General features: G+C 61.0%; 23 protein-coding genes. 12 read left to right on the plus strand and 11 right to left on the minus strand.

Features of this window, described 5'->3' with window-relative positions:
• Positions 1 to 44: 44 nt before the first annotated feature.
• From ACILSI_RS10755 to ACILSI_RS10770, 4 genes are all read right to left on the minus strand, one after another.
• Positions 45 to 389, minus strand: a complete 345-nt coding sequence (locus ACILSI_RS10755; protein WP_395721877.1) for a DUF6036 family nucleotidyltransferase — start codon at positions 387 to 389, stop codon at positions 45 to 47.
• A gap of 223 nt (positions 390 to 612) precedes the next feature.
• Positions 613 to 2,688 carry an FAD-dependent oxidoreductase gene (locus ACILSI_RS10760; protein WP_395721878.1) on the minus strand — a complete coding sequence of 692 codons (2,076 nt, stop codon included), beginning with the start codon at positions 2,686 to 2,688 and terminating at the stop codon, positions 613 to 615.
• Between the two features lie 99 nt (positions 2,689 to 2,787).
• Positions 2,788 to 4,188, minus strand: a complete 1,401-nt coding sequence (locus tag ACILSI_RS10765) for an efflux transporter outer membrane subunit (RefSeq protein WP_395721879.1) — start codon at positions 4,186 to 4,188, stop codon at positions 2,788 to 2,790.
• A 41-nt stretch (positions 4,189 to 4,229) separates the two neighbouring features.
• A complete protein-coding gene (locus tag ACILSI_RS10770; RefSeq protein ID WP_395721880.1) occupies positions 4,230 to 4,631 on the minus strand; it encodes a hypothetical protein in 402 nt (133 codons plus the stop codon).
• On the opposite strand from ACILSI_RS10770, the gene ACILSI_RS10775 reads away from it, so the two are divergent.
• From ACILSI_RS10775 to ACILSI_RS10795, 5 genes are all read left to right on the plus strand, one after another.
• Positions 4,630 to 6,258 carry a sulfatase gene (locus ACILSI_RS10775; protein ID WP_395721881.1) on the plus strand — a complete coding sequence of 543 codons (1,629 nt, stop codon included), beginning with the start codon at positions 4,630 to 4,632 and terminating at the stop codon, positions 6,256 to 6,258. The two genes, ACILSI_RS10770 and ACILSI_RS10775, sit on opposite strands and share 2 nt — an antisense overlap.
• Before the next feature lie 131 nt (positions 6,259 to 6,389).
• On the plus strand, positions 6,390 to 7,430 hold the full coding sequence (locus ACILSI_RS10780) for an aldo/keto reductase (RefSeq protein ID WP_395721882.1): 1,041 nt from the start codon (positions 6,390 to 6,392) through the stop codon (positions 7,428 to 7,430).
• A gap of 62 nt (positions 7,431 to 7,492) precedes the next feature.
• Positions 7,493 to 7,840 (plus strand): hypothetical protein, encoded by a 348-nt coding sequence (locus tag ACILSI_RS10785; protein WP_395721883.1) that lies wholly within the window; start codon positions 7,493 to 7,495, stop codon positions 7,838 to 7,840.
• Between the two features lie 113 nt (positions 7,841 to 7,953).
• Positions 7,954 to 8,199 carry a type II toxin-antitoxin system Phd/YefM family antitoxin gene (locus ACILSI_RS10790; RefSeq protein WP_395721884.1) on the plus strand — a complete coding sequence of 82 codons (246 nt, stop codon included), beginning with the start codon at positions 7,954 to 7,956 and terminating at the stop codon, positions 8,197 to 8,199.
• Positions 8,196 to 8,603 carry a type II toxin-antitoxin system VapC family toxin gene (locus ACILSI_RS10795; protein ID WP_395721885.1) on the plus strand — a complete coding sequence of 136 codons (408 nt, stop codon included), beginning with the start codon at positions 8,196 to 8,198 and terminating at the stop codon, positions 8,601 to 8,603. Before ACILSI_RS10790 ends, ACILSI_RS10795 begins: the two co-directional genes overlap by 4 nt.
• Before the next feature lie 67 nt (positions 8,604 to 8,670).
• Here the strand turns inward: ACILSI_RS10795 and ACILSI_RS10800 are convergent, their stop codons facing one another.
• From ACILSI_RS10800 to ACILSI_RS10810, 3 genes are all read right to left on the minus strand, one after another.
• A complete protein-coding gene (locus ACILSI_RS10800) occupies positions 8,671 to 9,771 on the minus strand; it encodes a glycosyltransferase family 4 protein (protein WP_395721886.1) in 1,101 nt (366 codons plus the stop codon).
• The gene (locus ACILSI_RS10805) at positions 9,768 to 10,559 is read right to left on the minus strand and encodes a glycosyltransferase family 2 protein (RefSeq protein WP_395721887.1); all 792 of its coding nucleotides are present in this window, start codon (positions 10,557 to 10,559) and stop codon (positions 9,768 to 9,770) included. Before ACILSI_RS10805 ends, ACILSI_RS10800 begins: the two co-directional genes overlap by 4 nt.
• Before the next feature lie 117 nt (positions 10,560 to 10,676).
• Entirely contained in the window at positions 10,677 to 11,846 is a 1,170-nt protein-coding gene (locus tag ACILSI_RS10810) for a beta-ketoacyl synthase N-terminal-like domain-containing protein (RefSeq protein ID WP_395721888.1), read from the minus strand.
• Positions 11,847 to 12,138: 292 nt separating this feature from the next.
• Between ACILSI_RS10810 and ACILSI_RS10815 the strand changes: the two genes are divergently transcribed.
• The 7 genes from ACILSI_RS10815 (at position 12,139) to ACILSI_RS10845 (ending at position 20,469) form a co-directional block, all read left to right on the plus strand.
• The gene (locus ACILSI_RS10815; RefSeq protein ID WP_395721889.1) at positions 12,139 to 12,513 is read left to right on the plus strand and encodes a polymer-forming cytoskeletal protein; all 375 of its coding nucleotides are present in this window, start codon (positions 12,139 to 12,141) and stop codon (positions 12,511 to 12,513) included.
• Positions 12,514 to 12,681: 168 nt separating this feature from the next.
• On the plus strand, positions 12,682 to 13,638 hold the full coding sequence (locus ACILSI_RS10820; RefSeq protein WP_395721890.1) for a polymer-forming cytoskeletal protein: 957 nt from the start codon (positions 12,682 to 12,684) through the stop codon (positions 13,636 to 13,638).
• A gap of 120 nt (positions 13,639 to 13,758) precedes the next feature.
• On the plus strand, positions 13,759 to 14,469 hold the full coding sequence (locus ACILSI_RS10825) for a murein L,D-transpeptidase family protein (RefSeq protein WP_395721891.1): 711 nt from the start codon (positions 13,759 to 13,761) through the stop codon (positions 14,467 to 14,469).
• 52 nt (positions 14,470 to 14,521) lie between these two features.
• Positions 14,522 to 15,508, plus strand: coding sequence for a zinc-binding alcohol dehydrogenase family protein (locus ACILSI_RS10830; protein ID WP_395721892.1), 987 nt, complete (start codon positions 14,522 to 14,524; stop codon positions 15,506 to 15,508).
• Between the two features lie 87 nt (positions 15,509 to 15,595).
• Positions 15,596 to 16,765 (plus strand): class I SAM-dependent rRNA methyltransferase, encoded by a 1,170-nt coding sequence (locus ACILSI_RS10835; protein WP_395721893.1) that lies wholly within the window; start codon positions 15,596 to 15,598, stop codon positions 16,763 to 16,765.
• Positions 16,766 to 16,781: 16 nt separating this feature from the next.
• Positions 16,782 to 18,125 carry an ImmA/IrrE family metallo-endopeptidase gene (locus ACILSI_RS10840; RefSeq protein WP_395721894.1) on the plus strand — a complete coding sequence of 448 codons (1,344 nt, stop codon included), beginning with the start codon at positions 16,782 to 16,784 and terminating at the stop codon, positions 18,123 to 18,125.
• Positions 18,126 to 19,107: 982 nt separating this feature from the next.
• Positions 19,108 to 20,469 carry an alpha-hydroxy acid oxidase gene (locus ACILSI_RS10845; RefSeq protein ID WP_395721895.1) on the plus strand — a complete coding sequence of 454 codons (1,362 nt, stop codon included), beginning with the start codon at positions 19,108 to 19,110 and terminating at the stop codon, positions 20,467 to 20,469.
• 395 nt (positions 20,470 to 20,864) lie between these two features.
• Here ACILSI_RS10845 and ACILSI_RS10850 read toward each other — a convergent pair whose 3' ends face one another.
• The 4 genes from ACILSI_RS10850 to ACILSI_RS10865 form a co-directional block, all read right to left on the minus strand.
• Complete coding sequence (locus tag ACILSI_RS10850) at positions 20,865 to 21,680, minus strand: DUF4159 domain-containing protein (RefSeq protein ID WP_395721896.1); 816 nt, start codon at positions 21,678 to 21,680, stop codon at positions 20,865 to 20,867.
• A gap of 129 nt (positions 21,681 to 21,809) precedes the next feature.
• Positions 21,810 to 23,771, minus strand: coding sequence for a threonine--tRNA ligase (gene thrS / locus ACILSI_RS10855; protein WP_395721897.1), 1,962 nt, complete (start codon positions 23,769 to 23,771; stop codon positions 21,810 to 21,812).
• 133 nt (positions 23,772 to 23,904) lie between these two features.
• A complete protein-coding gene (gene xseA / locus ACILSI_RS10860) occupies positions 23,905 to 25,248 on the minus strand; it encodes an exodeoxyribonuclease VII large subunit (RefSeq protein WP_395721898.1) in 1,344 nt (447 codons plus the stop codon).
• Between the two features lie 42 nt (positions 25,249 to 25,290).
• Positions 25,291 to 26,103, minus strand: a complete 813-nt coding sequence (locus ACILSI_RS10865; RefSeq protein ID WP_395721899.1) for a hypothetical protein — start codon at positions 26,101 to 26,103, stop codon at positions 25,291 to 25,293.
• Positions 26,104 to 26,106: the final 3 nt, after the last annotated feature.

Below are 26,106 nucleotides of genomic sequence, written 5' to 3' on the forward strand. Positions count from 1 at the left end.
ACCATCGCCAGCAAGTCCAAGGCAGGAAAGGCAGAAGAATGGGATCACTCCGGGTCAAAAGCCTGTGCAAGGGCCTGGCTGGAGGTGAGGATGAGGCGCTCGGCTCTGGGAATGACGTCGAGACGCTGCACAACAAGATGCCGCGAGCACCGCCCCGTGATGCCGAGATGCCGGACCAAGGAAATGTCCTTGGCCCGTCCAACCAGCAGTTTCGTGGCGGCGAGGTCGTGCGGGTCGAGAGCGGCAGCACCCTCGCAGCCGGGCACAGGCACCAAGCGTTCCCTCCAGCCGGGTGGCAGGGTCTCGAAGATCGAGTCCCGCAGCACATCCACATGGTAGCCGTGGCGCAGGCGGAAGGCCCCGGACTCACCCAGAGACTCATGGATCATGAGCGCGCGGTCTCACAAAGTGGCTCCTGCTTGAGAACGCACCGCGAGAAAGGTGGGATCGGAACCTCATCCAAGTCATGATTCCTCTGCCAATCATCACCACGTCTGGGTTCCGTCGAGCCAACCATCCATTCGCCGCTCCAACACTGCGAAGGATGAACTGCCAACCATCCATTCTCCGTAGCAGGCTACTGCGAAGGATGAACCGTGACCCATCGTCAACTCACTCCACCGGCAGCCAGCGGGCGCCATCGACGACGATGTAGCCGTTGGCGCCTTCGTTGGAGATGGTGATGGCGGTGTCGTTGCCGCACTCGTATTCACCGAGGTCGATCCAGAACACGCCTTCTCCCGCCTGGGGGGACTTGAGGTCGAGCTTCAGTTTCTTCACGCCGCCCGCGTGCTGGACCTCAACCGGCGCGTTGCTGGCGCGATTGGTGTTGGGCGTGGTGGCCAGTTGCAGGCGGTATTTGCCGGGGCGGGTGAGCTTGGGCTCAAAGCGCAGGCTGGCCTTACCGTCCTTCGCCTGGCCGTCGTGGCGGTAGCCGTCGCCGATGAAGGCCTTGGCCGCGCCGCTTTCCTGCCAGTGGCCGGTCACTTTGGCGTCCATGTCATCGAGCACGATGCCCTTGAGGGATTTGGGCTCGACACCGCGCGAGGACTTGGGGCCGCTGTATTCGAGGATCTGCCCGTCCTTGAGCAATTGCTCGCGCAGCTTCACATAGGGCACGCGCTGCACCGCCAGGTTGTTGTCGATGGCGATCACCGCGGCCGAGGCGGCGGACTGGCCGAGAATCATAAACACCGGCTCCATGCGGATGCTGCCATACGCGATGTGGGTGGCGGACATGGCCACCGGGACGAGCAAATTGCTCCCCTGCCCTTTCTTCGGCACCAGCGAGCCGTAGGCGATCTCATACGGGCCGTTCGTGCTCACGCCGATGTCACCCTCGTTCTGCACAAAGCCTTCGGGGGTGATGTGGCGCTGCACGTTGTGGCTGTCGATGGTGTAGCTGCCCATGCCGACGGACTCGGGCGTGGGTTTCTTTTTGCGCAGCTCGTTTTCGGTCATCACATAATCACCGATCATGCGGCGGGCCTCGCGGATGTAGAGCTGGTGGCTCCAGTGGCCGTTGTCGGTGAACTCATCCTTGGGCAGGCCCCACTGGCGCAGCTCGTCCTGCACCTTCTTGGGCACACGAGGGTCGTTGGCGACGAACCAGAGCAATCCCTGCTGATAGCGTCGGTGCTCGGCGATGATTTCCTTGCGGCGCTCGTAGCTGGCCTCGGGGTAGTCGTAATTGTAGCCGATGTTGTCGAAGCTGAAGGGGCCGTGGTTGTTCGTGTCGGTCTTGTGGTTCGGGATGGGGTCAAACTTCTCAAAGAACTCGCCCCAGCCGGTGTTCAGCACGCGCAGGAGCAGTTCATACTGGCCGGCGTCGTAGCCGTCCGGCTTGGGAAACGGGATGCGATTACTCGGGTCATCGGTATAGCAACTGCGGAAGCAGTAGGCCTGCACGCGTTTGTCGCCCTCGCCCTTGATACCGGGATCTTCGGCGCTCACGCGTGGCAAAACACCGCTCTTCGGATCGCCCGGCACCTTGTAGGGGCTGATGGGTTCCTTCACCGCGCCGAAGTGATGGCGGTGATGCAGCACGCCGACCTGGATGCCGTTGTGCTCCTCGCCATAGACGCTGTTGGCCTCGCGTCCCACATGGTACTCGCAGCCAGCGGCGGCCATGAGATCGCCCTCATAGGTGGCGTCGATGAACATCTTCCCATCATAAGTCTTGCCGCTCAGCGTGGTGATGGCGGTGATCTTCTCGCCGTCCTTTTGGACGCCCTTGGCGCGGTCCAGCCACTCATCGCGCACGACCTCGATGCCGAACTCTTTGATGTAGTCTTCAAACACCTGCTCCGCCGCATGCGGCTCGAAGATCCACATGGTGCGGTTCTCGCCGTCCATGGCGGGCGTACCCTGGCCCTTGTTGCCATACTCGGACTGCTTCTGCTGCTTCCACGCCTCGGGTTTCTGGTAGTGCTGGTAGATGCGATGATAAAAATCCCGCGCCAGACCACCGATGACGGCCTTGTTGCCCGTGTCCGTGAATCCGAGGCCGCCGCTGCTCAGGCCGCCAAGATGCTTGTCTGGGGAAACGATGATGACGGACTTGCCCATCTTCTTCACCTGCACGGCGGAAGTGACGGCGGCGCAGGTGCCGCCGTAGATGACGACGTCATGCTCGGCGGCGGACGACAGGCTGAGGGTGGCAAGAAGCGCGATGAGGGCGTTTTTCATGGGGATGCGTTGGGAGTGCCGCCTTTAGGCGGAAAAGCGTGCTTCACGAGCAGATTTCTTGATTCGTGCGGCGGAGCTTTGAGTTCGGAGAGTCAGAACTCACTTCCAGCCGCCGCCGAGGGCTTTGAGCATGGCGACGGTGGCGATGAGGCGCTGACCTTCGATCTGCGCGGCGAGGAGCTTGGCGTTGAGCACGGTGCGGTTCGCGTCCACGACCTCAAAGTAACTCGCCAGACCTTTTTGATAGCGCAGTTCGGCCAGACGCTGAGTTTCCTGCGCGGCGGCGATGGCGGCATCAAGCGCGGACTTCTGCTTCGAGTAAGAACGCGCGTCGAGCATGCTGTCCTCGACCTCCTTGAGCGCGACGAGGATGCTCTGACGATAATTCGCGAGGGTTTCCTCATACGTCGCCTTGCTCGCGGCGAGATTGCTCCTGAGCTTGCCGCCCTGGAAGATCGGCAGCGTCATGCTGGGGCCGATCGTGAGCACTCGGCTGCGCGCGTCATAAAAATGCGCCGCACCGATGCTCTCCAGACCGCCGCTGCCACCGATGCTGAACGCAGGGAAGAACGAGGCCTTGGCCACGCCGATCTTCGCGTTCGCCTCGCGCATCTTTTGCTCGGCGGCACGGATGTCCGGGCGGCGTTGCAGCAGTGTGGAGGGCAGACCGCCGGGCACTCTCGGAGGCGAAGGCAGACGCGCGTTGCTGGCGATGCGGAAGGTGGAAGGAAGCTGGCCGCAGACGACAGCGAGGGCGTTTTCTGCGTTGCCACGCTGACGTTCGAGCGCGGCGAGATCATTCCGCGCCAGCTCCAGCTCCGTCCGTGCGCGTGACACATCCATTTCGTTCGCGAGACCGCCTTTGAAGCGGGACTCCTGAAGTTTCAGCGCCTCCTGACGCCAGCTCAGGGTGTCGTTCACGACCTGGATTTGACGGTCCATCGAATGCGCCAGGAAATACAACCGCGCCACCTCTGCAGCCAGGGTCAGGCGCTGCGCGGCCAGGGTTTCCGTAGCAGCGGCCTCGCCCGCCTTCGCGCCTTCCACACCGCGTCTCACACGGCCCCAGAAATCAATCTCCCAGCCAAGCTCAAACAGGTTTTGAAAGCGCCGCCGCTGCAAGGATGGCAACGCGATGCCAGCCGGAAGATTCGCGCCGAAGGAGGTCTGCGACAGGCGTTCGTAGTTCATCGAGTCCTTCATGCTGAGCTGCGGAAACCAGTCCGCCTGCTGCACACCGATGAGCGCCCGTGCCGTCTCAACCCGCGCCAAGGCTGCGCGCAGCTCTTGGTTGCCATCAATCGCCTGCGCCACGAGCCGGTTCAGCTCGGAAGAGCCGAACAACTGCCACCATTCGCCGGGCATGGGCAGATCACTCACGCTCGAGCCGCTTTTCCACTTCGAGGGCAGCATCACATCCGGCAGCTTGAAGTCCGGCCCGACGGAGCAGGAGGCAAGCGTGAGGACGACTGCGGGACAAAGCAATGAGCGGAGGTTCATCACGGTCATTGATGCGGTGGAAGACACGGCTTGCAACCAACTCAACGCGGAATCACGCCGGACACCTTGCGCTTCCATGTGGCAAAGATCTCGTTTGCCATCTCGTGCGCCTCGCCGCCCTCGACATGCTCGGTGACGGTCTGCGGCTGCGGTATCCATGCAGGCGTGGTCGTTTCACCGATGTGGTCCTGTTTTTCGGAACGGAGAAAGGCGCGGAGGTTCACCGTGAGCTGGTTGGTGTGGCGGTCGTGGTTGGCGACGGCCTCGGCGCAGACTTCGTATGCGGCACCGTCGATTTCGAGGGTGCCGAGGACTTGCGTGGCATCGAGCAGGGCATGGATCATGCGAAGAGAATGATCGTAGCTTCGCTGAATAGCGATGGGTTTGTTCATGCTGATTTTGGCGAAGGTTTGGAGGCCGGACGAACGTTGAAGGGCGGCCATGCGCTCTCTGATCTGCCTTTTTGCCCTCACTTCGCTCGCCGCTGCGGCGGAGAAGCCTCTCAACCTCTTGTTTTGCTTCGCCGACGACTGGGGGCGCTACGCCAGCATCTACGCGGAACATGAAAAGTTCCCTTCGCCGAACCAGGTCGTGAAAACGCCGAACATTGACCGCATCGCCCGCGAGGGGGCGCTGTTCCGCCGGGCGTACGTCAACGCACCGAGCTGCACGCCCTGCCGCAGCGCCCTGCTTTCCGGCCGCTACTTCTTCAACACAGGCCGCGCGGCCATTTTGAACGGCGCGGTATGGGATTCGGCGATTCCGAGCTTCCCTCTCACACTGAAGGACCAGGGCTACCACATCGGCAAGGCCTTCAAAGTATGGAGTCCGGGCGATCCGGCGGACGCGCCCTTCGGCGGGCAGGCGCATGCCTATCAAAAATCCGGCGGACGCTTCAACAACTTCTCCGAGGAGGTCACCAAACTCGTCGCGGGCGGCACCGCGCTCGATGCGGCGAAACAACAGCTCTACGATGAAGTGCGCGGCAATTTTGACAGCTTCCTGGCCGCACGCCCCAAGGACGCGCCGTTCCTGTTTTGGCATGGGCCGACGAATGTGCATCGCAAGTGGGTCAAAGGCAGCGGCGAGGCCTTGTGGGGCATCAAACCGGATGATTTGAAGGGCAAGCTGCCGAAGCATCTGCCGGACGTGCCGGAGTTCCGCGAGGACTTCGCCAGCTACCTCGGTGAAATCCAGGCCTTCGACGCGCAGGTGGGCGTGCTCATCAGTCAACTCGAAGCAGCAGGCGAATATGACAACACGGTCATCGTCATCAGCGGCGATCATGGCGCTCCGGGCTTCCCCGGCGGCAAGTGCAACCTCTACGATTTCGGCACGAACGTCACGCTCGCGATCCGCTGGCCCGGGCAGCCCGGCGGGCGCTTCATTGACGACTTTGTGAACCTCATGGATCTGGCACCGACTTTCATGGAGATCGGCGGCGCGACGATTCCACCCGGAGTGAACGGCAAAAGCATCGTGAGCGTGATGAAGTCTGGCAAAAGCGGTCTTGTGGAACCGGAGCGCGATTACGTCATCACCGGTCGCGAGCGGCATGTAAGCATCGCGCGTGAGGGCAATCTGCCGTATCCGCAGCGGGCGCTGCGCAAGGACGGCTTCCTCTACATCCACAACTTCAAGCCCGAGCGCATGCCGATGGGCGACACCAAGAACCTCACGGACAGCTTCACCCCGGACCAGGACAGCCTCGAAAACAACACCTATGAGGCCTTCCCGGACATGGACAGCTCGCCTGCCAAGGCGTGGCTCATCCAGCATCGCCATGACTCGCAGTACAAATGGCACTTTGACTACGCCTTCGCCAAACGTCCGCAGGAGGAGCTCTATGATCTCAGCAAAGACCCGGATGCCACGATCAATGTCGCCAAAGAAGCCGGTTACGCCGAGGTGAAATCCAAAATGGCCTCAGAGTTGATGGAAAAGCTCAAAGCCGTCGGCGATCCACGTGTCACCGCCGATCCGGTGCCTTTCGAGCTGCCGCCTTTCACCCTGGACACCAAGTCTGACAAACCCGGCAAAGGCAAAAAGAACAAGAAGGCGAAGGGATGAAACAGACTTTCCCATCATTCGATCTTGGTGAGAGCGGCGATGAGGCTGGGGCGGTGGCGGATAGTAAGCCGTGAATGTGTGGAGAACGCATTCGCATTTGCCACGGTGCTCACTCGCTCTAGCATCGACGCATGAAACGCAACCGCCTCGGCCGCACTGGCATCGTCGTCACGGACATCTGCATGGGAACCATGACCTTCGGCCTCCAGGCCGATGAGAAGACCTCCTTTGCCATCATGGACCGCGCCATCGACGCGGGGATCGACTTCTTTGACACCGCCGAGATGTATCCCGTGCCGCCGAGCGCGGAACTCTTCGGCGTCACCGAGCAGATCGTTGGCAAATGGCTCAAGGGCCGCACGCGGGGCGAGATCATCGTCGCCAGCAAGGTCACCGGTCCCGGCCACGGCTGGTTCCGCCCGCCGATTCGCGGCGGCTTCACCGCGCTGGACCGCCGCCAGATCTTCCAGGCCTGCGAGGACAGCCTGCGCCGCCTGCAAACCGACTACATCGACCTGTACCAGACGCATTGGCCCGACCACGGCATGGAGCAGGCCGAAACCCTCGGTGCGCTGACCGATCTCATCGACCAGGGCAAGATCCGCGCCTGGGGCAGCAGCAATGAAACCTGCTGGGGTGTCATGAAGAACCTCTGGGAAGCCGAGAAGCACGGCCTGGCCCGCATGGCATCGGTGCAGAACAATTTCTCTCTCATCAACCGCCGCTGCGAGAGCGAACTCGCGCAGGTGTGCCGCAAAGAAAACGTCAGCCTCCTGCCCTACTCCCCGCTCGGCGGCGGCGTGCTCTGCGGCAAGTACAACGGCGGCGCTTTGCCGAAAGGCGCACGCTTCACCGACTACATCCAAAACGGCGGCCCGCGGCAGAAGCGCATGGCCGCCCGCTTCGTCAACGAGCGCAGCCTTGAAACCACCGCCCGCCTCCAAGTCATCGCCGCTGACCTCGGCATCAGCGTCACCACGCTCGCCCTCGCCTGGAGCAAGCAGCACGACTTCGTCGCCTCCACCATCGTCGGTGCCACGACCGTCGCCCAGTTTGAAGAAAGCCTCGCTGCAGCCGATCTCGTGCTCAGCGCCGAGACGCGGGCCCGCATCGACGCCATCGACGAAGCGATTCCGAATCCGATGACGGAGGATGGGTTGCGGAGGCTGTAGCCGCACTCGCCAGAACGCGTGGTTTCTGTTTCAAGTCATGGGTCAAGCAACCGAACACTAACATGCCTGAATTAGACTCTACATCGAAAGACAAGACACCCCAGTCAGATCCAAAAATCATGTGGGCGAGCTATGGTCTCGGTACCAATGCTGAGATTGAAGACTTCATTGTTGGATCACAAGCTGGACTCCAACGGCTAAAAGAACACATTGAAACAGCCATCGAATACGGAGAGTCGGTTGTTCAAGAACCAGGGATCGAATTCAATGGAATTCGTCGATGTGATATTCGAGAAGATGAGCCGGTTGGTTCTTGGCCTGCATTGCTGTGGGGATGGGGATGCTTGCTCCTTGCAATATCTATCTTGTTCTTTGCAATCCTTGGTATCAGTTCACTTTTCTCCCAATAAGAATTCCCCCATCGACGAGGCCGCCCCAACTCCGAAGATGGGGAATGTTTTGCGGCGGCTGTGAGCCCCTGATGCGGAGTTGCACAAATCCCAGGATGATTGGATGATATGGCATGCTCACCGCAACCGTCACCGACTTCATGGCCGATGTGGCCTCCTATCTCGCCCGTGTGGAGCAGGGCGAGCAGGTCTGCCTGACGAATCACGGGCAGATCAAGGCCCGGATTGTTCCTGACCGCCCCGTGGTGCGTGCCTCTCTTGAGCGGGCCGAGGCCTTGCGTGCAGAAATCAGCCATGGCAGCACCGAAGATGACTGGAGTGCCGCCGACTACCTTCACGCAGGCCGCCGTGAGTCATGAACCTCGTGGCTGATGCCAGTTCCGCCCTGGGTGTCGTCCTGCCGGGCCATGATCCGGCGGTGACCCAGAAGTTTCAGGACCATCTCCTGCTCGGCGACGACATCCATGTGCCCAGCCTGTGGTATCTCGAAACACTCAACGTGCTGCTCGTGCGCGAGCGGCGAAAGAAGATCACCCCGGCACAACGCGATGAAGCCATCTCCATTCTGCACGGTCTGCCGATGCTCAAGGACTCCGCCTGTGCGGATCACATCGCCCACATTCAGCAGTTGGGATGCCGTCATTCACTCAGCGCGTATGACGCCTGCTACCTGGAGCTTGCCATCCGCCTCGCCGCACCGCTGCTGACAGCGGATGATTCCCTGCGTTCCGCCGCTGTGGCCGAAGGTGTTCCGCTGCTTTGATCATGCAATGGTGAAGCCAGGGATTGAAGATGCTTCGCCCGCGCTTTCCGCAAGCAGCGGCTGGCCGTCAATCCAGCAGAGCCGCCCACTCCGCCATGTGGCGTTCCCAGGTCAGGGACACCACGGTTTCACGAGCAGCGTTGGAGAGCGCCTGCCATTGCGTCTCTCCCAAGGAGAGCGCCTCCTGGATGCGTGAGGCCAGCTCCTGCGGCTGCTGCGGGTGGTAGAGCATGAAGCCGTTTTCGCCGTTGCGGACGTGATCGACAGCGCCGTCCATGACGGAGACGAGACCGGGCAGGCCGCAGGCCATGCTTTGCAGCACGGTGTTGGAAAAGGCGTCGTATTGTGTCGGATGCACGAACCAGTCGGCGGCCTGATACAGCTCCACGAGATTGCTGGTGACAGGCGCGACACGAACGCGTGATGAGAGGTCGTTTCGATTCACGAAATCACGCTGCACGGCATTGAGCCCCTTCCCGGCGATCCAGAGCGTGGCATCCGTGCTTTTCATGGCCTCCAGCAGCGGCTCCAGGCCGCGACGACGATGGCTGAGCGAGATAAAAAGCAGCACAGGCTTCGCCGTGTCGGTTTGGAGCTTGCGACAGAGCAGTTCGCGGACGTTCGCACGGTTTTCAGCCGGTTTGAAAAGCTGCGTCTCGACGGGCGGTGACAGGATGTGAAAGCGCTCGCCATCGGTGCCGTAGATGCCCTGAAGCTGGGAGGCCACGCGGGCGGAACTGGTCACAAACCGCCTCGTCTCCCGACCGGTGTAAAGCCTGCGCTCCAGATGCAGCTCAAACAGATGCTTCACGCTGTAGCGCTGCCAGAGCGGCAGCAGATTGCCATAGAGACGATGGGTGCCTGTGCCGTTGCGGTGGATGTCCTGCGCGCAGGTGCGGCCAAAGCCGATGCTTAAATCGACACGCGCCTCGGCGGCGGCACGCGGGGCGAGGCGGTTGAAGTGCCACATCCGCATCGTGGCCGAACCACGGATGCGCGGCAGCAGCTCCCAGCGCCCAGGCAAGGCAGCACCGATCTCCGGCGTGGTGAGCGAGGTGATGTAGGTCAGCTCATGCCCCGCCGTGACGAGACGCTTCGCGAACTCGATGAGAAAGGTCTCCACACCCGTGCTGCGGATGATTTGCGGATGAATCAGGGCCAGCTTCATCCTTCACCCTTCGACTTTGCCTCCGCCTCGGCTTCAAACATGCGGCTGTAGCGATCAAACGTGAAGAACGCCGTCGCCCCGGCGATCCACAGGCCGGGAAAACCATCGAGAAAGCCGCGCTTCAGCACATAGGCCCGCACAAAGCGCCACCAGGGCCGGAACAGCGTGTGCAGCAGCGACCAGCGCCTGCCTTTGCTCTGCTGTGTCTGGAGAAACACATTTGAGTACTGCACATGCTTCACAAGATAGTGCTGGATGTTCTTGAACGAGTAATGCAACAGATCGCCCTTGAGCGTGGTGCAGGGTCCATCGACATCGAGCCGCTCATGCACCTGCCCGCCGCCATCGGCGGCCCAGCGGCTCTTGTCGCGGCGGAAGAGGCGCACTTTGCGGTCGGGATACCAGTCGCCATGATGAATCCAGCGCCCCATGAACCACACGAGGCGGGGCATCCACGCGCCGTAGTATTTTTCGTGGTCGCCGTTCTCGAAGAAACGCTGAATCGACTCCCGCAGCTCGGGAGTGAGCTCCTCATCGCAATCCAGCGCCAGAATCCACGGCTGTGAGCACAGCGCGAGACAGTGGTTCTTCTGCGCCGTGTAACCGAGCCAGTCCTGATGCACAAACTTGACCCCAAACTCCGCCGCGATCTCCGCCGTGCGATCGGTGGAGCCGGAATCGACAATCACGATCTCCTGCGCCAGCTCCACCGCGCTGACGAGGCAGCGGCGTAGATTGGCCTCCTCGTTTTGGGAGATGATGGAGATCGAAAGCGGCAGCCGGGTCATGCGTGGCGCGACTCTCGCGAATCCACCGCCGGTGCCAAGCAGGAAAGCGGCCTGAGGTAGGGCGCTTGCTCCTGCAAGCGCCGCAGCGGCGGGCTGGGGACAGCCCGCCCCACCTTCTCACACCGCCGCCAAAGACACCGCCGCATTGTGCCCACCCATGCCGGAGGCCAGTTTGATCACACGATCTCCTGAAGCGACTTTGAGAGGCGCTTCATTGAGCGGCAGACCGCACTCCGGTGGCGTGAGGCATGGCAGCACGGCTGGCAGCCAGCCTTCGGCCATACAGGCCGCCAGCAGCGCCACATCCAGCAGACCGCTCGCGCCCAGCGCGTGGCCTGTTTGCGGCTTCAGCGGCAGCAAGGGCACCACTTGTTCCTCCATGGCCCGCAGCAGGGCCGGAGGCTCCACCCGCGCATGATTCAGCGTCCCCGTGGCATGCGGGCACAACGCGATCACCTTGCCTCGATCCCCGGCTTGCAACGCTGTGCGCACACAATCCGCGATGCCGCCGCCGTCCTCGGGAATCATGAGCGCGTCGTAGGCGTCGCTGTTGGCGTTGTAGTGTTCGATTCGACAAACCTTCGGCCTTCCCGCCACATCGCGCTCCAGAGTCAAAGCCACGGCGGCCTCCGCTGGGAAAAAGCCGCTCGTGGCCGGTTCGCAGGCGTTTTTGCCTCCCAGGGCAAATGGATCGATAAGACCGTTGCTGGAGAGCAGCCCTGTGTCACGAAAGTCCCGCAAGAGTTGTGGCACCAGCGGCAGATCCACGGCCACCACAAGGGCTCTCGGAGCCAGACCGCTGCCCACAGCCATCCAGGCCAGGCCCAAGGCATCTAGACCGGAGGAGCAGCCATTGGAGACCATCTGCCACGGGCCGCGAATGCCCAGTTCGATGCTCACCGCCGCCGCGATCTCGCTGTGCATGGAGTTGCTGGCACTGAATCTGCGTATCGGCCTGCGCCATGCATTGGAACCTGCTGTTTCTCCCACATTCCCCCGGCTGCTTGCGGCGTAGAGCCACGCGCCGACCGTTTCCTCCTGCGTCCACCCTGCCCTGCCTGCGGCTGAGCGTGCCACATGCACCGCCGCGTTGGCTGCCGCCCCATAGCGCCTGCCCCGCAGCAGTTCGCGTGAGGGAAAACGACCCGCAGGCATCATCGCAAACTCCTCTAGCCCGGGCAGTCCGCCTAGCGGCTCCAGGCCCCCACACCTACCACGCAAGGCCGTGAGGCAGTCAGCCGTCGTCAAACCAATCGCACAGGCCGTCTCCACGGCTGTGATAAGCACAGATTCCATCATGATTCGACACAGCCGCAAAACTCACGCCGCGCAACTCCGCGCAACATTCTCGTTACATCAACCTCACAAAAAATAAGCAAGCCAAAGATTGACACTCAACTTGCTAACGCTCTATATTTTACATCTCATGTTAAGGCAAATCATTGGACAACCCGAAGGGCAGAAGGACGATCGACGTCCCGAAGCGTCCGCACCGGCACCGGCGGCCGAGCGCGCACCCATTCTCTCCGCCGCCTCCGCACCCGCTGCACAACCCCCACGCACTCACTCCGCTCCTGTCATGACCACCAGCAAAAACGTTCTCGCCAACGACGTCGAAATCAAAGGCTCCATCAAATTCTCCCACGACCTCATCATCGACGGCAAAATCGAAGGCGAAGTCATCTCGGACGGCAGCCTCACCGTGGGTGAAAACGCTCTCATCAAGGGCGAGGTCAAAACCCGCTCCGTCATCATTTTCGGCAAGGTCGAAGGCAATATCACCGTGCAGGAGCGCTGCGAACTCAAGAGCAACGCCATCCTCGTCGGCGACATCGCCGCCGGCACCCTTGCCATCGAAGAAGGCGCCACCTTCATGGGCCAGTCCCAGGTCGGCAAAAAGCCAGACGCTCCGAAGCCCGCCTTTGGCGGCGGCGGTCCGAAACCACAACCTTAACCCGTCCTAACCCGAGTGTTCGGCCGGTTCTTCGGCTCGAAGTCCAGCATTCTGCCCACAACGCCAAAGAATCAAATCGAGGTGGTGTGTCCGTCATGCGGCGCGGGTCAATACGAGCCGCGCCTTGTCGTTTCCACGTTTTGTAAAAAATGCGGGGTGCATCTCACCGTGCAGAAAAAGCGCGTGACCGCCTCGGAAGTCACCCGCTCTGGTGCCGGCGCAGGCATGGCCGATCCTTGGGCGGATGAAGCGCCGCCACCCGCCAAGCCGGCCGAACCAGCACCGCCCAAAGCTGAGGCCAGCACCACCGCCACACCGCCTGCCGCCCCGGCAGAAAACCCGCTCTCCGCTGTTGAGGGTTTTGGAGCCTACCTGCAAAGCCAGGCTCAGCCAGCGGACACCTCCGCCCCCAAACAGCAGGAACTGGCGCTGGAGCAGGAAGCGCAAGACACCGGCACCACGCAGATGCGTCGGCCGCAGTCCAATTCTCCGCCTCCCACGCCATCCCCCGCGCTGCAAACCGCCAGCTCGCTGCAAAAAATGAAGGAGCAGGGCATGTACCGGAACCAGTACTTCAAGGACGCCGAGTGCTTCGACTGCGGACACAAATTCAAGACCGGACGCTCCGCCAAATCCGCCAACTGCCCTGCCTGCGGCGCTTACATCTCGCTCGAAGATGTGGAGATCAACATGACCTCCACGCAGCCTGTCAAAACACGCGGTGATGTGCTCGTCCGCAAACGCGGCCGCCTTTCCACCAGCAGCGTGCATTGCCGTGATCTCGAATGCCACGGCATCATCGAAGCCAACGTCACCTGCTCCGGCGACGCCGCCTTCCGCACCACCGGCAGCATAATTGGCGAAATCCGCTGCCAGCGTTTTGTCGTCGAAAAAGGAGCCGATGTGGCCTTCCTCAATCCCGTACATGCCGCCGAGGTCGATATACAAGCCCGCATCACCGGCACCATCTACTGCACCGGCCTCGTGCTCATCGGCGGCAACGGCTCCGTCAATGGTGATGTCACCGCCCGCTCCGTCTCCATCGAGCCCGGAGGTGAGTTGAATGGCGCGATGAACATCGTGCGCGGCAAGGCTCCGGCACCTGTTCCCACGCCGGGGGCTTGATTCAGACCTTCGCGTATGAGACGGCGCGCCATTCTCACCGCGGTGGTGCTCATCGCCTCTGGTGTGTTGATCGCATGGTTATACTCGTTGAAACCTGTCCGCCTTGGCACATCCCACGTCATGCAGATCATCACCCGTGATCACCTTTCCCTGCCTTACGCTCTTCCGCCCCCGCCGGAACAATGGCAGCCCATGAACGCCGCAGACCGCCTCACCAACGTGCGCTCTCGTCTTTTGCCCAAGCTAGACGACGAACTCGCCGCCAAACAGCTCGAGCTCGGCCAGCCCGCCTTCATCCGCATTTTTAAAGAAAGCCGCGAGCTCGAACTTTGGATCAAAAACAACCAAGGCTGGCAGCTCTTTCGCACCTACCCAATCGCCTGCTTCTCCGGCTCTCTCGGTCCGAAAACCAAAGAGGGCGACATGCAGGCACCCGAAGGCTTTTACAGCGTCACGAAGCAGCAGCTCAATCCCGCCAGCAGCTACCATCTCTCCTTCAACATCGGCTACCCCAACGCCTACGACCTTCATCACCAGCGCACCGGCAGCTTCATCATGGTGCATGGCAACACCGTCAGCATCGGCTGCTTCGCCATGACCGATCCCCTCATCGAAGAGATCTACCTCATCGTCGAGGCCGCCCTCCAAAAAAGCTCCGAGGTGCCCGTTCACAGCTTCCCCTTCCGCATGACCGAAGAGCGCATACAAAAAGAGCAAAACACCCCGCACCGCGACTTCTGGCAAAACCTCCGCACCGCTCACGACCTCTTCGATAAAGAGCACCGCGTCCCGCAAGTCACCGTGGCAAACGGCCGCTACCAAGCCCGTTAAAAGCCCACGAAAACGACCGTCAAAGGTTCGTCATTCGTCATTCGTCGTTTCCATGCGCTCCCTCACCCTCACCGCCGCCAAAACCTTCATCTGGACCACGCTCCCCGAAGCAGCCTCTCCGCAACAAGGTGAAGCCCTTGTCGCCATCCGCGCCATCGGCATCTGCGGCACTGACTTCAGCGGTTACCTCGGCAAGATGCCGTTCATCGAGTTCCCACGCATCCTTGGGCATGAACTCGGCGTCGAAGTCCTCGCCGTTGGTGAAGGCGTCACGCATCTCCTGGTCGGCGACCGCTGCTCCGTCGAGCCTTACCTCAACTGCGGCACCTGCCACGCCTGCCTTCGCGGCAGCACCAACTGCTGCGAAACGCTCCAAGTCCTCGGAGTCCATTGCGACGGCGGCATGCGCGAGCGCATGATTCTTCCCGCGCATAAGCTCCATCCCTGCAACGCGCTCGACTTCGAGCAGCTCGCCCTCGTCGAAACCCTCGCCATCGGCTGCCATGCGGTGAACCGCGCCCAGGTCACCGCTGCTGACGATGTCCTCATCATCGGCGCCGGCCCCATCGGCCTCACCGTCCTCGAATTCGCCCGCGCTGCGAACGCTGCCATCACCATCCTCGAGCTCAACGCCGCCCGCCGTGAGTTCGTCGCGCAGCACTACCCCGGCGTTCAAGTCGTCGCATCATTGCCCGACGCGCCCGCCTTCCAGATCGTCTTCGATGCCACCGGCAATCCCAGCTCCATGGCTACAACGCTGCGCTTCGCCCGCTTCACCGGTCGCATCGTTTATGTCGGCATCACCAAGGAACCCGTCCTCATCGACGATCCCCTCTTCCACCGCCGCGAGCTGACCCTCCTCGCCAGCCGCAACGCCGTCGCTTCCGACTTCCCGCGCATCCTCGCCATGATCCAGTCCGGCCAGATCAACACCCGCCCCTGGATCAGCCATAGGTGCGAGTTCGGTGAGCTGCCTGCGCAGATGGGCGCGTGGTTGTTGCCCGAGGCCCGTGTGATCAAAGCGGTCGTCTCAGTGTGATCAAACTCAGGTTTCCCTCGCCCCTCTGGGGAGAGGGCTAGGGTGAGGGGCCTTGCATCTATCGTCTGACTGCGATAACGACGGCTCATGCCCACCCTTACCGTCCAGCCCCGCGCCCGCCTCTTCCACGGTCACCTCTGGGTGTACGCCACCGAAATCCAGAAGCGCTTCGGCGATCCCAAGCCCGGCGACGTCGTCCATCTCCAAGACGTGCGCGGCAAGCCCCTCGGCAGCGCCATCTACAATCCGCAGTCGCAGATCTCCGCGCGTCTCTTCTCCTACCGCCGCCAGGATCTCGATCTCGACTTCTTCACCCGCCGCATCCAGCGCGCCATCAAGGTGCGCGAAGCCGCTGGCGTCGATCTGAACCTCTGCCGCATCGTCTGGAGCGAGTCCGACGGCCTTCCCGGTGTCATCATTGACCGCTACGGCGACTTCCTCGTGCTCCAGACGCTCACCCTCGCGATGGATCTGCGCAAAGACCTCATCATCCAGGCCCTCAACGACATCCTCAAGCCACGCGGCATCGTCGAGCGCAACGAAGGTGCCGTGCGCAAAGCCGAAGGCATGGAACTCATCAAAGGCGTCATCAGCGGCGAGACACCCGCGCCCTACGTCGTCCGTTATCAGGGCAGCGCTTTCCACGCCGACCTCCTCGAAGGCCAGAAGACCGGCCTCTACCTCGATCAGCTCGACAACTACCAGCTTGTCTCCGCTTTGGCCAAAGGCCGCCGCGTCCTCGACTGCTTCTCCAATCAAGGCGGCTTCGCCCAGGCCTGCGCCCTCGCCGGAGCCAGCGAAGTCACCGCCGTGGACATCAGTGAATCCGCCACTGAGGTTGCGAAACAAAACGCCGCCATCTCCGGCACGAAGATTGAATGCATCGCCGAAAACTGCTTCGACTTCCTCAAGCGCAACGAAGCCGCCGCCGCCCGCTACGACTTGATCATCCTCGATCCGCCCTCCTTCACCAAAACCAAAAGCTCCGTGCGCGATGCGCTACGCGGCTACAAGGAGATCCACCTCCGCGCCATGAAGATGCTCGAGCCCGGCGGCATCTTCGCCACCTTCACCTGCTCCCACCACGTCAGCGCCGAGGAATTCCACAGCAGCATCACCGACGCCGCCGTCGATGCGAAGAAGACGCTCCGCCGCGTCACCACCTACACCCAGCGCCCCGACCACCCCATCCTCGCCACCATCCCCGAAACCGAATACCTCCGCGGCTACGCGTATGAGGTGGTGGCTTCTTGGTGACGTCCATTTGTGACACATGCTGAAAGGCTTGCCTCAGCCACTTCCCTCAAAAAGCTTCGCTATGAATACAACAGCTAAAGGTGACAAGCTTGAAGCTGCTATTTATGAGTTATTCAAACGGCTCATCGACAATGGGGACTTCTGGGCCAAGAAAGACTATTGCAGACTCCTGCCCAAGCCAAAATACCATTCACGAGACCGTGGAAGCGATATAACGTTTGATCTGTCTATCGAGATTTGGACGCCAGGAGCCGACAGACCTGCACTGCTCTACGTCATAGAATGCAAAGACTACAACCATGCAGTTCCAGTGGATGACGTGGAGGAATTTCATGACAAGCTGAAACAGATTCAGGCCCACAAAGGCATTATTGCAACACGCGGCGGCTTCCAGAAGAGCGCTCACGCACTCGCCAAAAATAGAGGCATGGGATTATTGAGATATTTCGCACCAAGTCGTCACAAATGGATACTCGAACGCACCACATCTGCGAACATCATCTCCGTTCCAAGCAAGTCCCTCCAAGAACTTGCCGCAGTGATGACAGATGAGGAATTTGAATCCCCTGTTTTGGATCTGGTATGTGATTCCACACACGGGACAACCACATCAGTTTGGGAGTTTTTCCGCAATTTGGCATCAGACAGTGCTCTTGCTGATTTGTCGAAAATTGAAACCGAAATCAAAAGAATCGGCGGAAATGTTCCATACCTTGAAGAGACTGTAATTGAAGATGCGGCACGGCTAACCGCAGGAATTTTGCATTCTTCAGGCACAGCGCTTGATTTGGATGCGCTGTGCGATCTGGAGAATCGAAAGTCCGGCCTCAAAGTGATAAAACATCGAACGACCGAAGGCCTGGCGGTCAACAAACACACCTTGGGTCGAATAGTGTTTGATGACAAAATCATCGAGCTATTTCTTCAGAACGCAAAAGACGAGCAGCAACTACGCTTCACTTTGGCCCACGAACTCGGTCACTACTATCTGGGTCACCAGCGTTACTTGAAATTGGACACTTGTGAGGCAGACGATTTGGAGGGCATCCCAAAAGGATTCATCGAAATGACAGATGTGAAAAAGTTGGAGTGGCAGGCCAACAGGTTTGCTGCTTCGCTTTTAATGCCTCGCACTTCATTCACCGAAGCGGTCGCAACAGTCTGGGAGAGACTCGACATGCGGAACAAAGGCCATGGCTTGATCTTTGTTGATGGACAGCCAGGCAACCAAGCAGCCTTTGAATTAATTTGTAGAGATTTGGCGAGAAAGTTTGGCGTCTCGTTCGGAGCTACCGCAGTGAGATTGGAACAGCTTGGTCTTCTGAACGATCAACGCGGTAAGTTGGCATTAAGGCCATAAACCTGTGCCAACGTTGAAAGCCAAGCAACTCGACTCACGGCACTGCGATCAGGCTGCAACGGCGTGACAAGCAGTGTCCTGCTTCGCGTTCCTCTCTACAGGAGCACGGCGAAGAAACCCACGCCGAAGGACGCTCAATTTGGCCACGGCGGGTCCAGCGGCTCGATCCTGGGCTCCCAACGGCCCGCGATTTCGCCCGACCGCGCCGGGTGCCAAACTCGCTCCCGACACCGGGAAGCCTGCGCCTCCCCAGGCAGGCCAGAAGGAGAAAAAACCACGCCTGAGCCGCGACAAGGCATGCCTGAACCGAAAAAGGAGGCTCCATCTCGGCAGAAAGGAGTCCCTGAACCGGAAAAAGCCTCCCCTTTTTCCCAAAAGGTTCCTCCTGAGTGGAAAAAAGGAGGAAGTTTCGGACAGAAAGGCATGCCTTTGCGGGAGAAAGGTTAGCCTGATCCGAAAAAAGGCGTGCCTTTGCTGGAGAAAGGCTTGCCTGAATCGAAAAAAGGCGTGCCTTTGCCGCAGAAAAGCTTGCCTGAACCAAAAAAAGGCGTGCCTGCGCCGGATTACCGCATGCCTTTTCCGCATGCCGCTTGCCTCCCCGCCAATAAACGAGCCTCTCCCCACGGTCGGGAACACACCCGCACCGGGCACTTTCGCTGAGGCCGCAGAGGGGCAACAAGGCAAAGGCGGCAGAGCCTTTCTAAATCTCTCCGCCCCCACGGCTCCTCCGCCTCTCCTGACCAATTTACCGTGGCTGGTAAAAGATGGTGGGTAACAGATGGGAGCCTCTGTTTTCATTTTTTACCCCTCACCTTTTACCAGAGACAGATACTGCCTGTGCCACACTCAAGGCACGCTGAGTTCGATTGCTCAGCGTTAAATCCGAACAATGGAGCGCTGACTGTAGCCAAAGTGGCCACGGCGTTTCTGTCTGTAAACTCGATGCCCTCCGCGAACTCGGTGGCCAAACGCCGCTGATTCAATGTCCCGAGCCGCAGGCTCTCCAGCATCCAGCATCCAGCATCCAGCATCCAGCATCCAGCATCCAGCCGACTTGAAGAAAATTGACAGCCTCAACCGTGCGGACGAGGAGGCGTGCCGCTTTCCTGGCACGCAACCCAACTCCCTACCGATGATGAACGAAGCCCCTGGCCGCCGACAGTTTCTGCGCATGCTGGCCACCAGCCCGGCCCTCGCAGCGGGTGGATGGGCAGCTCTTCTCAACGGCATTGCCAAGGGCGAAGACCTGATCACCGCTGCCGATCAGGCGGTGAACGTGCTGGAGTTCGAGGACGTGGCGCGCCAGAACCTCCCGCCCTGGCATTACGGCTACCTCGCCACCGGCGTCACGGATGACTCCACGCTGAAGGCGAACCGCGATGCCTTTGCCCGCTACCAGCTCCGCACGCGGCGTTTGGTCGATGTGAAAAAGGTGGACATGTCCGTGACGCTCTATGGCACCACCTGGGACTCGCCCATCATGCTCTCCCCCGTCGGCAGTCAGCGGGCGTTTCATCCTGAGGGCGAGATCCCGGTGGCGCGTGCCGCAGCGGCCCAGAAGCACAACCTGATCGTCTCCACCCACAGCTCCACGCCCATCGAGGCCGTGAATGAGGCGCTCGGCCATCCCGCGTGGTTTCAGCTTTATCCCACCGACGACTGGAACGTCACCAAGGCCGTCGTCAAACGTGCAGAGAAAGCCGACTGCCCCGTCATGGTGCTCACGGTCGATTCCCAAAACGGCGCGCTGCGCGACACGCTCTTCAAGCTGCGCCGCGCCGCCCCGGTGAAATGCACCGACTGCCACATCGGCGGCTTTGTTTACAACGCCGTCGCCAGCCGCCGGCCGATGTTTGAAGGTCTCGACCTCTCCAAAGTCACCACGCAGTTGCCGCTCGACATGACCTGGGATGTGCTGCCGCGCCTGAAGGAACTCACCACGATGAAGCTCGTCATCAAAGGCATCGTCACGCGTGAGGATGCCCTCCTCGCGCTCGAACACGGTGCCGATGGCATCATCGTCTCCAACCACGGTGGCCGCAGCGAGGATAGCAAACGCGCCAGCATCGACTGCCTGCCCGAAGTCATCGCCGCCGTGAACGGCAAGGTCCCCGTGCTCGTGGATGGCGGCTTCCGCCGCGGCACCGACTTCTTCAAAGCACTCGCCATGGGTGCCCGTGCCGTCTGCGTCGGTCGTCCGTATTTGTGGGGCCTGGCCGCCTTCGGCCAAGCCGGTGTCGAGACCGTTCTCACGCTCCTGCGCAAGGAACTCCAGATCGACATGCGCCAAGCCGGCACCGCCTCCATCAGCCAGATCACCCGAGATTTCCTGATCGAAGGTTAGGCCCGATTTGAAAACCGAAGGCAAACGCTCAGGCGAAGCAAAGTAGTCCTCTCGCTCCGCGAGAGGAACTCAGTGGGTGGCTGGCTGAGCGGTTGCCCCAATCAACAGAACCCTGGTGTCACCGGGACAGCTTTGCTCATTTGCTGTCGCTTCGCTCCACCCTGCGGGCAGCCTACGGCTGGCTATCTCCCTTCAGTCGGTTCGACGGAGCGAGTTAGCCACTTTGCTGGCGCAGCTTTCGAAGCCCAAGATCGTTTTCAAACACGGCCCACGGATGTGATTCATCCAAGATGATGAGCGGAGAAGCGGGAGAGAGGCACCGCAGAAAAGCCCCTTCTGCATCCGCGCTCTGCGGTTATCCGAACTCTCGCGGTATGAACGCGTTCGTCACGACGCTAATGCGTCAGAGCATAAAACACGATGTTGATGCCCAGCGGATACGCGTGCTTCTCGGAGACGTTGCTGAAATACCACGGATCGCTCTGCTCCTGCTCCTGCTCCCAGCCGTCGCCGAGGTCGTTGTTGAGGCAGATCAGCATGACCATGCGGCCACGATCATCATGCACGGCGCGGAAGATGGGCTGGGCGGCATCGGGGCGAATTTCGTTGTGCATGTTCGTCCGCCCCTGCCGACGCATTTCCTCCCAATAGACATTGCTGTGCACCTGTGGTGGCTGCGAAAGATCGAAGACGCTGTAAAAAGCAGGATGATCCGGCTTCAGCTCGGTGAAGCCGCGGTCCGGCAAGATCTTCTTGAAGGTCGGTGCAAATACCTTCCATTCCTTCCCGCCCAAGAAGTCATCCATCAGGATGAAGCCGCCCTTGAGCATGTACTCGCGCAGTACACGCGCCTGCTCGTCGCTGATGTCCATGTTGCTCGGCTCGGAGACGTAGAGGAAGGGATGGTGGCGGAGCTGCCCGGCGTCGATGTCGATGATGACCGGGAACGGATTCACCTGCACCGAGGTGAGCTGATGCAGCCGCCAGAAGAAATTCAGCTCGGTCTCGGTATAGCCCGCCGTCCAGCGCAAGCCTCGGCGAAAGGGATAGCACAACCGCGCAAAGGTGAAGACATCCTTCGGCAGCTCGTCAGACACCTTCCACACCGGCAGGTTCCGGCCGTAATGCCGCAAGCCGCGGAACTGCCGCGCGTCCTGCGGAAATTGAACCTCCCGGCCCTTGTAAACGCCGCGACGAATCTCCGGTGCCACCTGAGAAAGGGATCTCCCCAACGCCAGCAGCCCAAGGCATGGCAGCAGTCATTTCCAAAATCTCATGGAACCTCTTTTAACCGAAGAGACGACTCAAACGCCATTCTTTTCTGATCACTCAGTCAGCGATCACAACCTGCGCTCCTTCACCTCCGCCGTGATCTCGGTGAGGAAGTCGGCGATGGGTTTGACGCCGAGATCGCCCTTTTTGCTGTGGCGAACGGCGACACTCTGCACGGCGGCTTCCTTTTCACCGACGACGAGCATGTAAGGGATCTTGTCGAGCTGGGCGTTGCGGATCTTGGCACCGATTTTGTCGGCGTCGTTGTTGAGGGCGACGCGCAGGCCGGCAGCCTTGAGCTGGGCGTAGGTTTCCTCGGCGAAAGCGTCGGCCTTTTCGCTGATGGTGAGGATGCGAACCTGCTCCGGCGCAAGCCAGGTGGGGAAATGACCGGCGAAGTGCTCGATAAGCACGCCGCAGAAACGCTCCATGCTGCCGAAGGGGGCGCGATGGATCATGACGGGGCGGTGCGGCTTGTTGTCGGGACCGTTGTAGTGGAGGTCGAAGCGCACGGGCAGTACGTAGTCCACCTGCACGGTGCCGAGCTGCCATTCGCGACCGATGACGTCCTTGATGACGAAGTCGATCTTCGGGCCGTAGAACGCGGCCTCGCCAGGCTCTTCGGTGAACGGAACACCAAGCGTGGCGGCGGCTTTGCGGCAGGCTTCTTCAGCGGCGTCCCACTTGGCGGGATCGCCGGTGAATTTGCTGCTGTCGGGATCACGCAGGCCGACGCGGACGCGGTAATCGGTCATGCCGAGAGTGTTGAGCACGATTTTGACGAGGCTGAGGCAGCCGAGGACTTCGGCGGCGACTTGTTCCTCGGTGCAGAAGAGATGGGCGTCGTCCTGCGTGAAGCCGCGGACGCGGGTCATGCCGTTGAGCTCACCGCTTTGCTCCCAGCGATACACCGTGCCGAATTCGGCGAGGCGCACCGGCAGGTCGCGATAGCTGCGCGGCTGGCTGTCGTAAATTTTGATGTGATGCGGGCAGTTCATCGGCTTCAGCAAGAAGCCGTCGAGCAGCTTGTCATCGGCCATCACGCGGTCCTCGGAGACGACTTCCGTGCCCGCACGCTCATTGAGCTGGCTGCGCAACTTCGCGGAGACGGCGCCGAGGCGCTCCATGACCTCGCAGCAGCCGCAGCCTTCCTTGATGACCTTCGCGAGATCATCGTTCTCGATGACCGGTGCGAACTGGCTGTCCTTGTAGTAAGGGAAGTGGCCGCTGGTCTTGTAGAGCACGGTCTTGCCGATGTGCGGCGTGAAGACCTGACTGTAGCCCTGCTTGCGCAGTTCCTCGCTGATGAAGTTTTGCAGCTCCTGACGCAGGATCGCGCCGTTCGGCGTCCAGAGGATGAGACCCTGGCCCACGTCCTCGTCGATGTGGAAGAGCTTCAATTCTTTGCCCAGCTTGCGGTGGTCGCGCTTCTTCGCTTCTTCGAGTTGTTCGAGATGCTTGGCGAGTTCCTCGCTCGTCGGGAAGGCGGTGCCGTAAAGGCGCTGGAGCTGCGGCTTGGTCTCGTCGCCCATGTAAAAGGCGCTGGCGACGGACATGATTTTCACATGCTTGCACTTGCCGCTGTAACCGACGTGCGGTCCGGCGCAGAGGTCGATGAAGTCGCCGTTCTGGAAGCAACTGATCTGCTCGCCTTCAGGAATTTTGTCGATGAGGTCGAGTTTGAACACGCTGGGATTGCCCGGACGCTCGCTCAGGCCGCCGAGACGACCGCTTTGGGCCATGGCCTTCGCCTCGTCACGGCTGATGCCCTTCCATTCGAACTTCTGGTTCTCTTTGGATATCTTTTTCATCTCCGCCTCGATCTTCTCGAAGTCGTCGGGCGTGATGCGGTGATCCGGCAGGTCGAAGTCGTAGTAGAAGCCGTTCTCCACGGGCGGACCGTAGGCGAACTGGGCGTTCGGCCACAGGCGCAGGATGGCGGTGGCCATCACATGGGCACAGGAGTGGCGCAGGCGGTCGATGTCGGACATCTGAGCGCGTTCTTCGAGAGTTTTTCGTTCGGCGGACATGGTTGTGAGAGGGGCGGTGTCCATGCCGCAGGACGTGGGGGGTTTCAAGCGGAGAGCGTGAGGCGGAGGTGGGAAGGTGTTAGAAGTCAGAGGTCAGAAGATCAAGGTGAAGCAGACCTCTCACGTCTAACTTCTAACTTTTCACCACGCTCTTCACCGTGCCCTTCGCCAGACGCGTCACCAGCTCCTCGCCTTCGCTCACTTCTCCCGCGTCGGAGAGCACTCGGCCTTCGGCGTTGGTGGTGTAGGAGAAGCCGCGGGCGAGGACGGATTCGGGGCCGATGTGCTTCAATAACTCGCCACGGGCTTCCAGGCGGTCGTTGAGGCGGTCGAGGCGGTGCAGGACGCTCTGGCGCAGGCGCTGAGAGAGGTTTTCGGAGCGATGCACGGCCTCGGCGAGTTGCACGCGGGGATGATGGGCGGCGAGGACGTGCTGCTTTTGCGTGAGATCGTCGGTCAGAGTCTGCAATCGCTCGCGCAGGGCATCGCGCAGGCGGGATTCGGCCTCGTCGGTGCTTTGCTCGGCCTGCTGGAGCAGGCGCTCCGGCGCGTGCAGCAGCGGGCCTTTGGCGGTGAGGTCGATGACGTGCTGATGATGGTCCAGCAGCGTGCTGACACGCGCTTTGAGCGTGCGGGCGATGCTTTCAAAGTGGCGTTGCAGCTCGCTGGCATCGGGCGCGAGCAATTCGGCGGCGGCGCTGGGCGTGGGCGCGCGCAGATCGGCCACGAAGTCGGCAATGGTGAAGTCGATTTCATGCCCGACGGCGGAGATGATCGGAATCGGGCAGGCGGCGATGGCGCGGGCGAGGCTTTCCTCGTTGAAGCACCACAAATCCTCCAAACTGCCGCCGCCGCGACCGACGACAATCGTGTCCGGTACGGGAAGATCGTAATCCTCGGCATTGCCGAGCACTTGGAGAGCGCGGACGATCTCTAGCTCGGCCCCCTGCCCTTGCACACGCACGGGAAACACCAGCACACGCACCCACGGGGCGCGACGCGTGAGGATGTTCAGCATGTCCTGGATCGCGGCACCGGTGGGCGAGGTGACGAGGGCCACCACACGCGGGAAACGCGGGATGGGGCGCTTGCTCTCCTCATCGAAGAGTCCCTCGGCATGCAGTTGGCGCTTCAAGGCTTCGAAACGCTCCTGCAGCGAGCCTTTGCCCTTCGCCTGCACCTGTTTGACGACCATCTGATACTGGCCGCGTGGCTCATAGACGCTGATCTCGCCATGCACCTGCATCAGCGCTCCATCGTGAATGCGAGCTGTGCTGCGGGCGGCGGCACCGCGAAACATCACGCAGGAAAGCTGCGCTCCGGCGTCCTTCAGGGTGAAGTATTGATGGCCGGAGGATTGCAGGCGGTGGTTGCTGATCTCACCCTCGACCCACACGCTGCCGATGTGGCCCTCCAGCACATCGCGGATCTCGCGGGTGAGCTGGGTGACGGACAGAATCTCGGCATCTTCGGGCATGGGAGCCGGATTTGACACAGATGCGGGCAAAGTCCAGCCGCGTCACCACACCCAGCCCAGAAGCCAGCCAAAGATGCCCGCCGCCACCGACCACCAGCAGCGCAACACCTCGGCAAGCCCCAATCCCGGCGCGGGCGAGGCGGCTAGGAACAGGGCGATGAGCAGGAAGGCGTTGATGAGGAAGATGAGCATCATCGAGAAGAACTCGCCGTTACGTTTGAGATCGCCCTGCTCGGCGATGACCGTTTTGACCGTGTAGGTGGCGTGGAAGCACCAGGTGAGGCCGATCAGCGCGTAAAGAAGGCGCAGCGGCTTCAAGTTCACGGTCCATTTCCAGATGGAAACGGCATGCGCCTCCTGCATGTCCAGCGCCAGACCGATGCAGCCGAAGACCGCCATGATGATCAGCGTGTAAAAGGGCACCAAATACGGGGCGAGCGTGATCCAGGTGTTCGATTTGTCCGTTTCGACGTAGCCGCCCGCCGCGCTGACCTTCCAGTCGAAAATCCGTCCGCCAAACATGCGGGCGGTGACGTAGTGGCTGAGTTCATGGCCTAAAACATAGGCCGTCACTGGTCGCAGCCCCGTCAGATAGGCCAGGCCCCAGAGCAGGCCACCGAAGGAGAAAAAGACGAACTCCTCGGAGCGCAGGAAGTCCATCCGCGTGACCGCCCGCCAGAGCATGACGATGAGTGTGATGGCCGTGACCAAGCAGGCCGGAGCCAGGAGCGCCCCGCCGATCCAGCGCTTCAAAAGCAGCAGAAAACGGTCCTTCTGCACGTCCTGCCGGTTCTTGATGCCGGCAGGGCGGTTGCGGGTCTCGTGGAGATGTCGGCGAACGTTCGCGGTGGACATGGG

Source organism: Prosthecobacter sp., from assembly GCF_044232965.1.
Lineage (GTDB): Bacteria > Verrucomicrobiota > Verrucomicrobiia > Verrucomicrobiales > Verrucomicrobiaceae > Prosthecobacter.

Bases quoted from the DNA above. Each gene is read 5' to 3' on its own strand.
- ACILSI_RS10760 (WP_395721878.1), bottom strand. From the start codon at position 2,688: ATGAAAAACGCCCTCATCGCGCTTCTTGCCACCCTCAGCCTGTCGTCC.
- thrS (WP_395721897.1), bottom strand. From the start codon at position 23,771: ATGTCCGCCGAACGAAAAACTCTCGAAGAACGCGCTCAGATGTCCGAC.
- ACILSI_RS10770 (WP_395721880.1), bottom strand. From the start codon at position 4,631: ATGGCCGCCCTTCAACGTTCGTCCGGCCTCCAAACCTTCGCCAAAATC.
- ACILSI_RS10755 (WP_395721877.1), bottom strand. From the start codon at position 389: ATGATCCATGAGTCTCTGGGTGAGTCCGGGGCCTTCCGCCTGCGCCAC.
- ACILSI_RS10835 (WP_395721893.1), top strand. From the start codon at position 15,596: ATGCCCACCCTTACCGTCCAGCCCCGCGCCCGCCTCTTCCACGGTCAC.
- ACILSI_RS10845 (WP_395721895.1), top strand. From the start codon at position 19,108: ATGTCCCGAGCCGCAGGCTCTCCAGCATCCAGCATCCAGCATCCAGCA.
- ACILSI_RS10825 (WP_395721891.1), top strand. From the start codon at position 13,759: ATGCAGATCATCACCCGTGATCACCTTTCCCTGCCTTACGCTCTTCCG.
- ACILSI_RS10780 (WP_395721882.1), top strand. From the start codon at position 6,390: ATGAAACGCAACCGCCTCGGCCGCACTGGCATCGTCGTCACGGACATC.
- ACILSI_RS10840 (WP_395721894.1), top strand. From the start codon at position 16,782: ATGCTGAAAGGCTTGCCTCAGCCACTTCCCTCAAAAAGCTTCGCTATG.
- ACILSI_RS10830 (WP_395721892.1), top strand. From the start codon at position 14,522: ATGCGCTCCCTCACCCTCACCGCCGCCAAAACCTTCATCTGGACCACG.
- ACILSI_RS10795 (WP_395721885.1), top strand. From the start codon at position 8,196: ATGAACCTCGTGGCTGATGCCAGTTCCGCCCTGGGTGTCGTCCTGCCG.
- ACILSI_RS10800 (WP_395721886.1), bottom strand. From the start codon at position 9,771: ATGAAGCTGGCCCTGATTCATCCGCAAATCATCCGCAGCACGGGTGTG.
- xseA (WP_395721898.1), bottom strand. From the start codon at position 25,248: ATGCCCGAAGATGCCGAGATTCTGTCCGTCACCCAGCTCACCCGCGAG.
- ACILSI_RS10805 (WP_395721887.1), bottom strand. From the start codon at position 10,559: ATGACCCGGCTGCCGCTTTCGATCTCCATCATCTCCCAAAACGAGGAG.
- ACILSI_RS10775 (WP_395721881.1), top strand. From the start codon at position 4,630: ATGCGCTCTCTGATCTGCCTTTTTGCCCTCACTTCGCTCGCCGCTGCG.
- ACILSI_RS10865 (WP_395721899.1), bottom strand. From the start codon at position 26,103: ATGTCCACCGCGAACGTTCGCCGACATCTCCACGAGACCCGCAACCGC.
- ACILSI_RS10785 (WP_395721883.1), top strand. From the start codon at position 7,493: ATGCCTGAATTAGACTCTACATCGAAAGACAAGACACCCCAGTCAGAT.
- ACILSI_RS10765 (WP_395721879.1), bottom strand. From the start codon at position 4,188: ATGAACCTCCGCTCATTGCTTTGTCCCGCAGTCGTCCTCACGCTTGCC.
- ACILSI_RS10790 (WP_395721884.1), top strand. From the start codon at position 7,954: ATGCTCACCGCAACCGTCACCGACTTCATGGCCGATGTGGCCTCCTAT.
- ACILSI_RS10815 (WP_395721889.1), top strand. From the start codon at position 12,139: ATGACCACCAGCAAAAACGTTCTCGCCAACGACGTCGAAATCAAAGGC.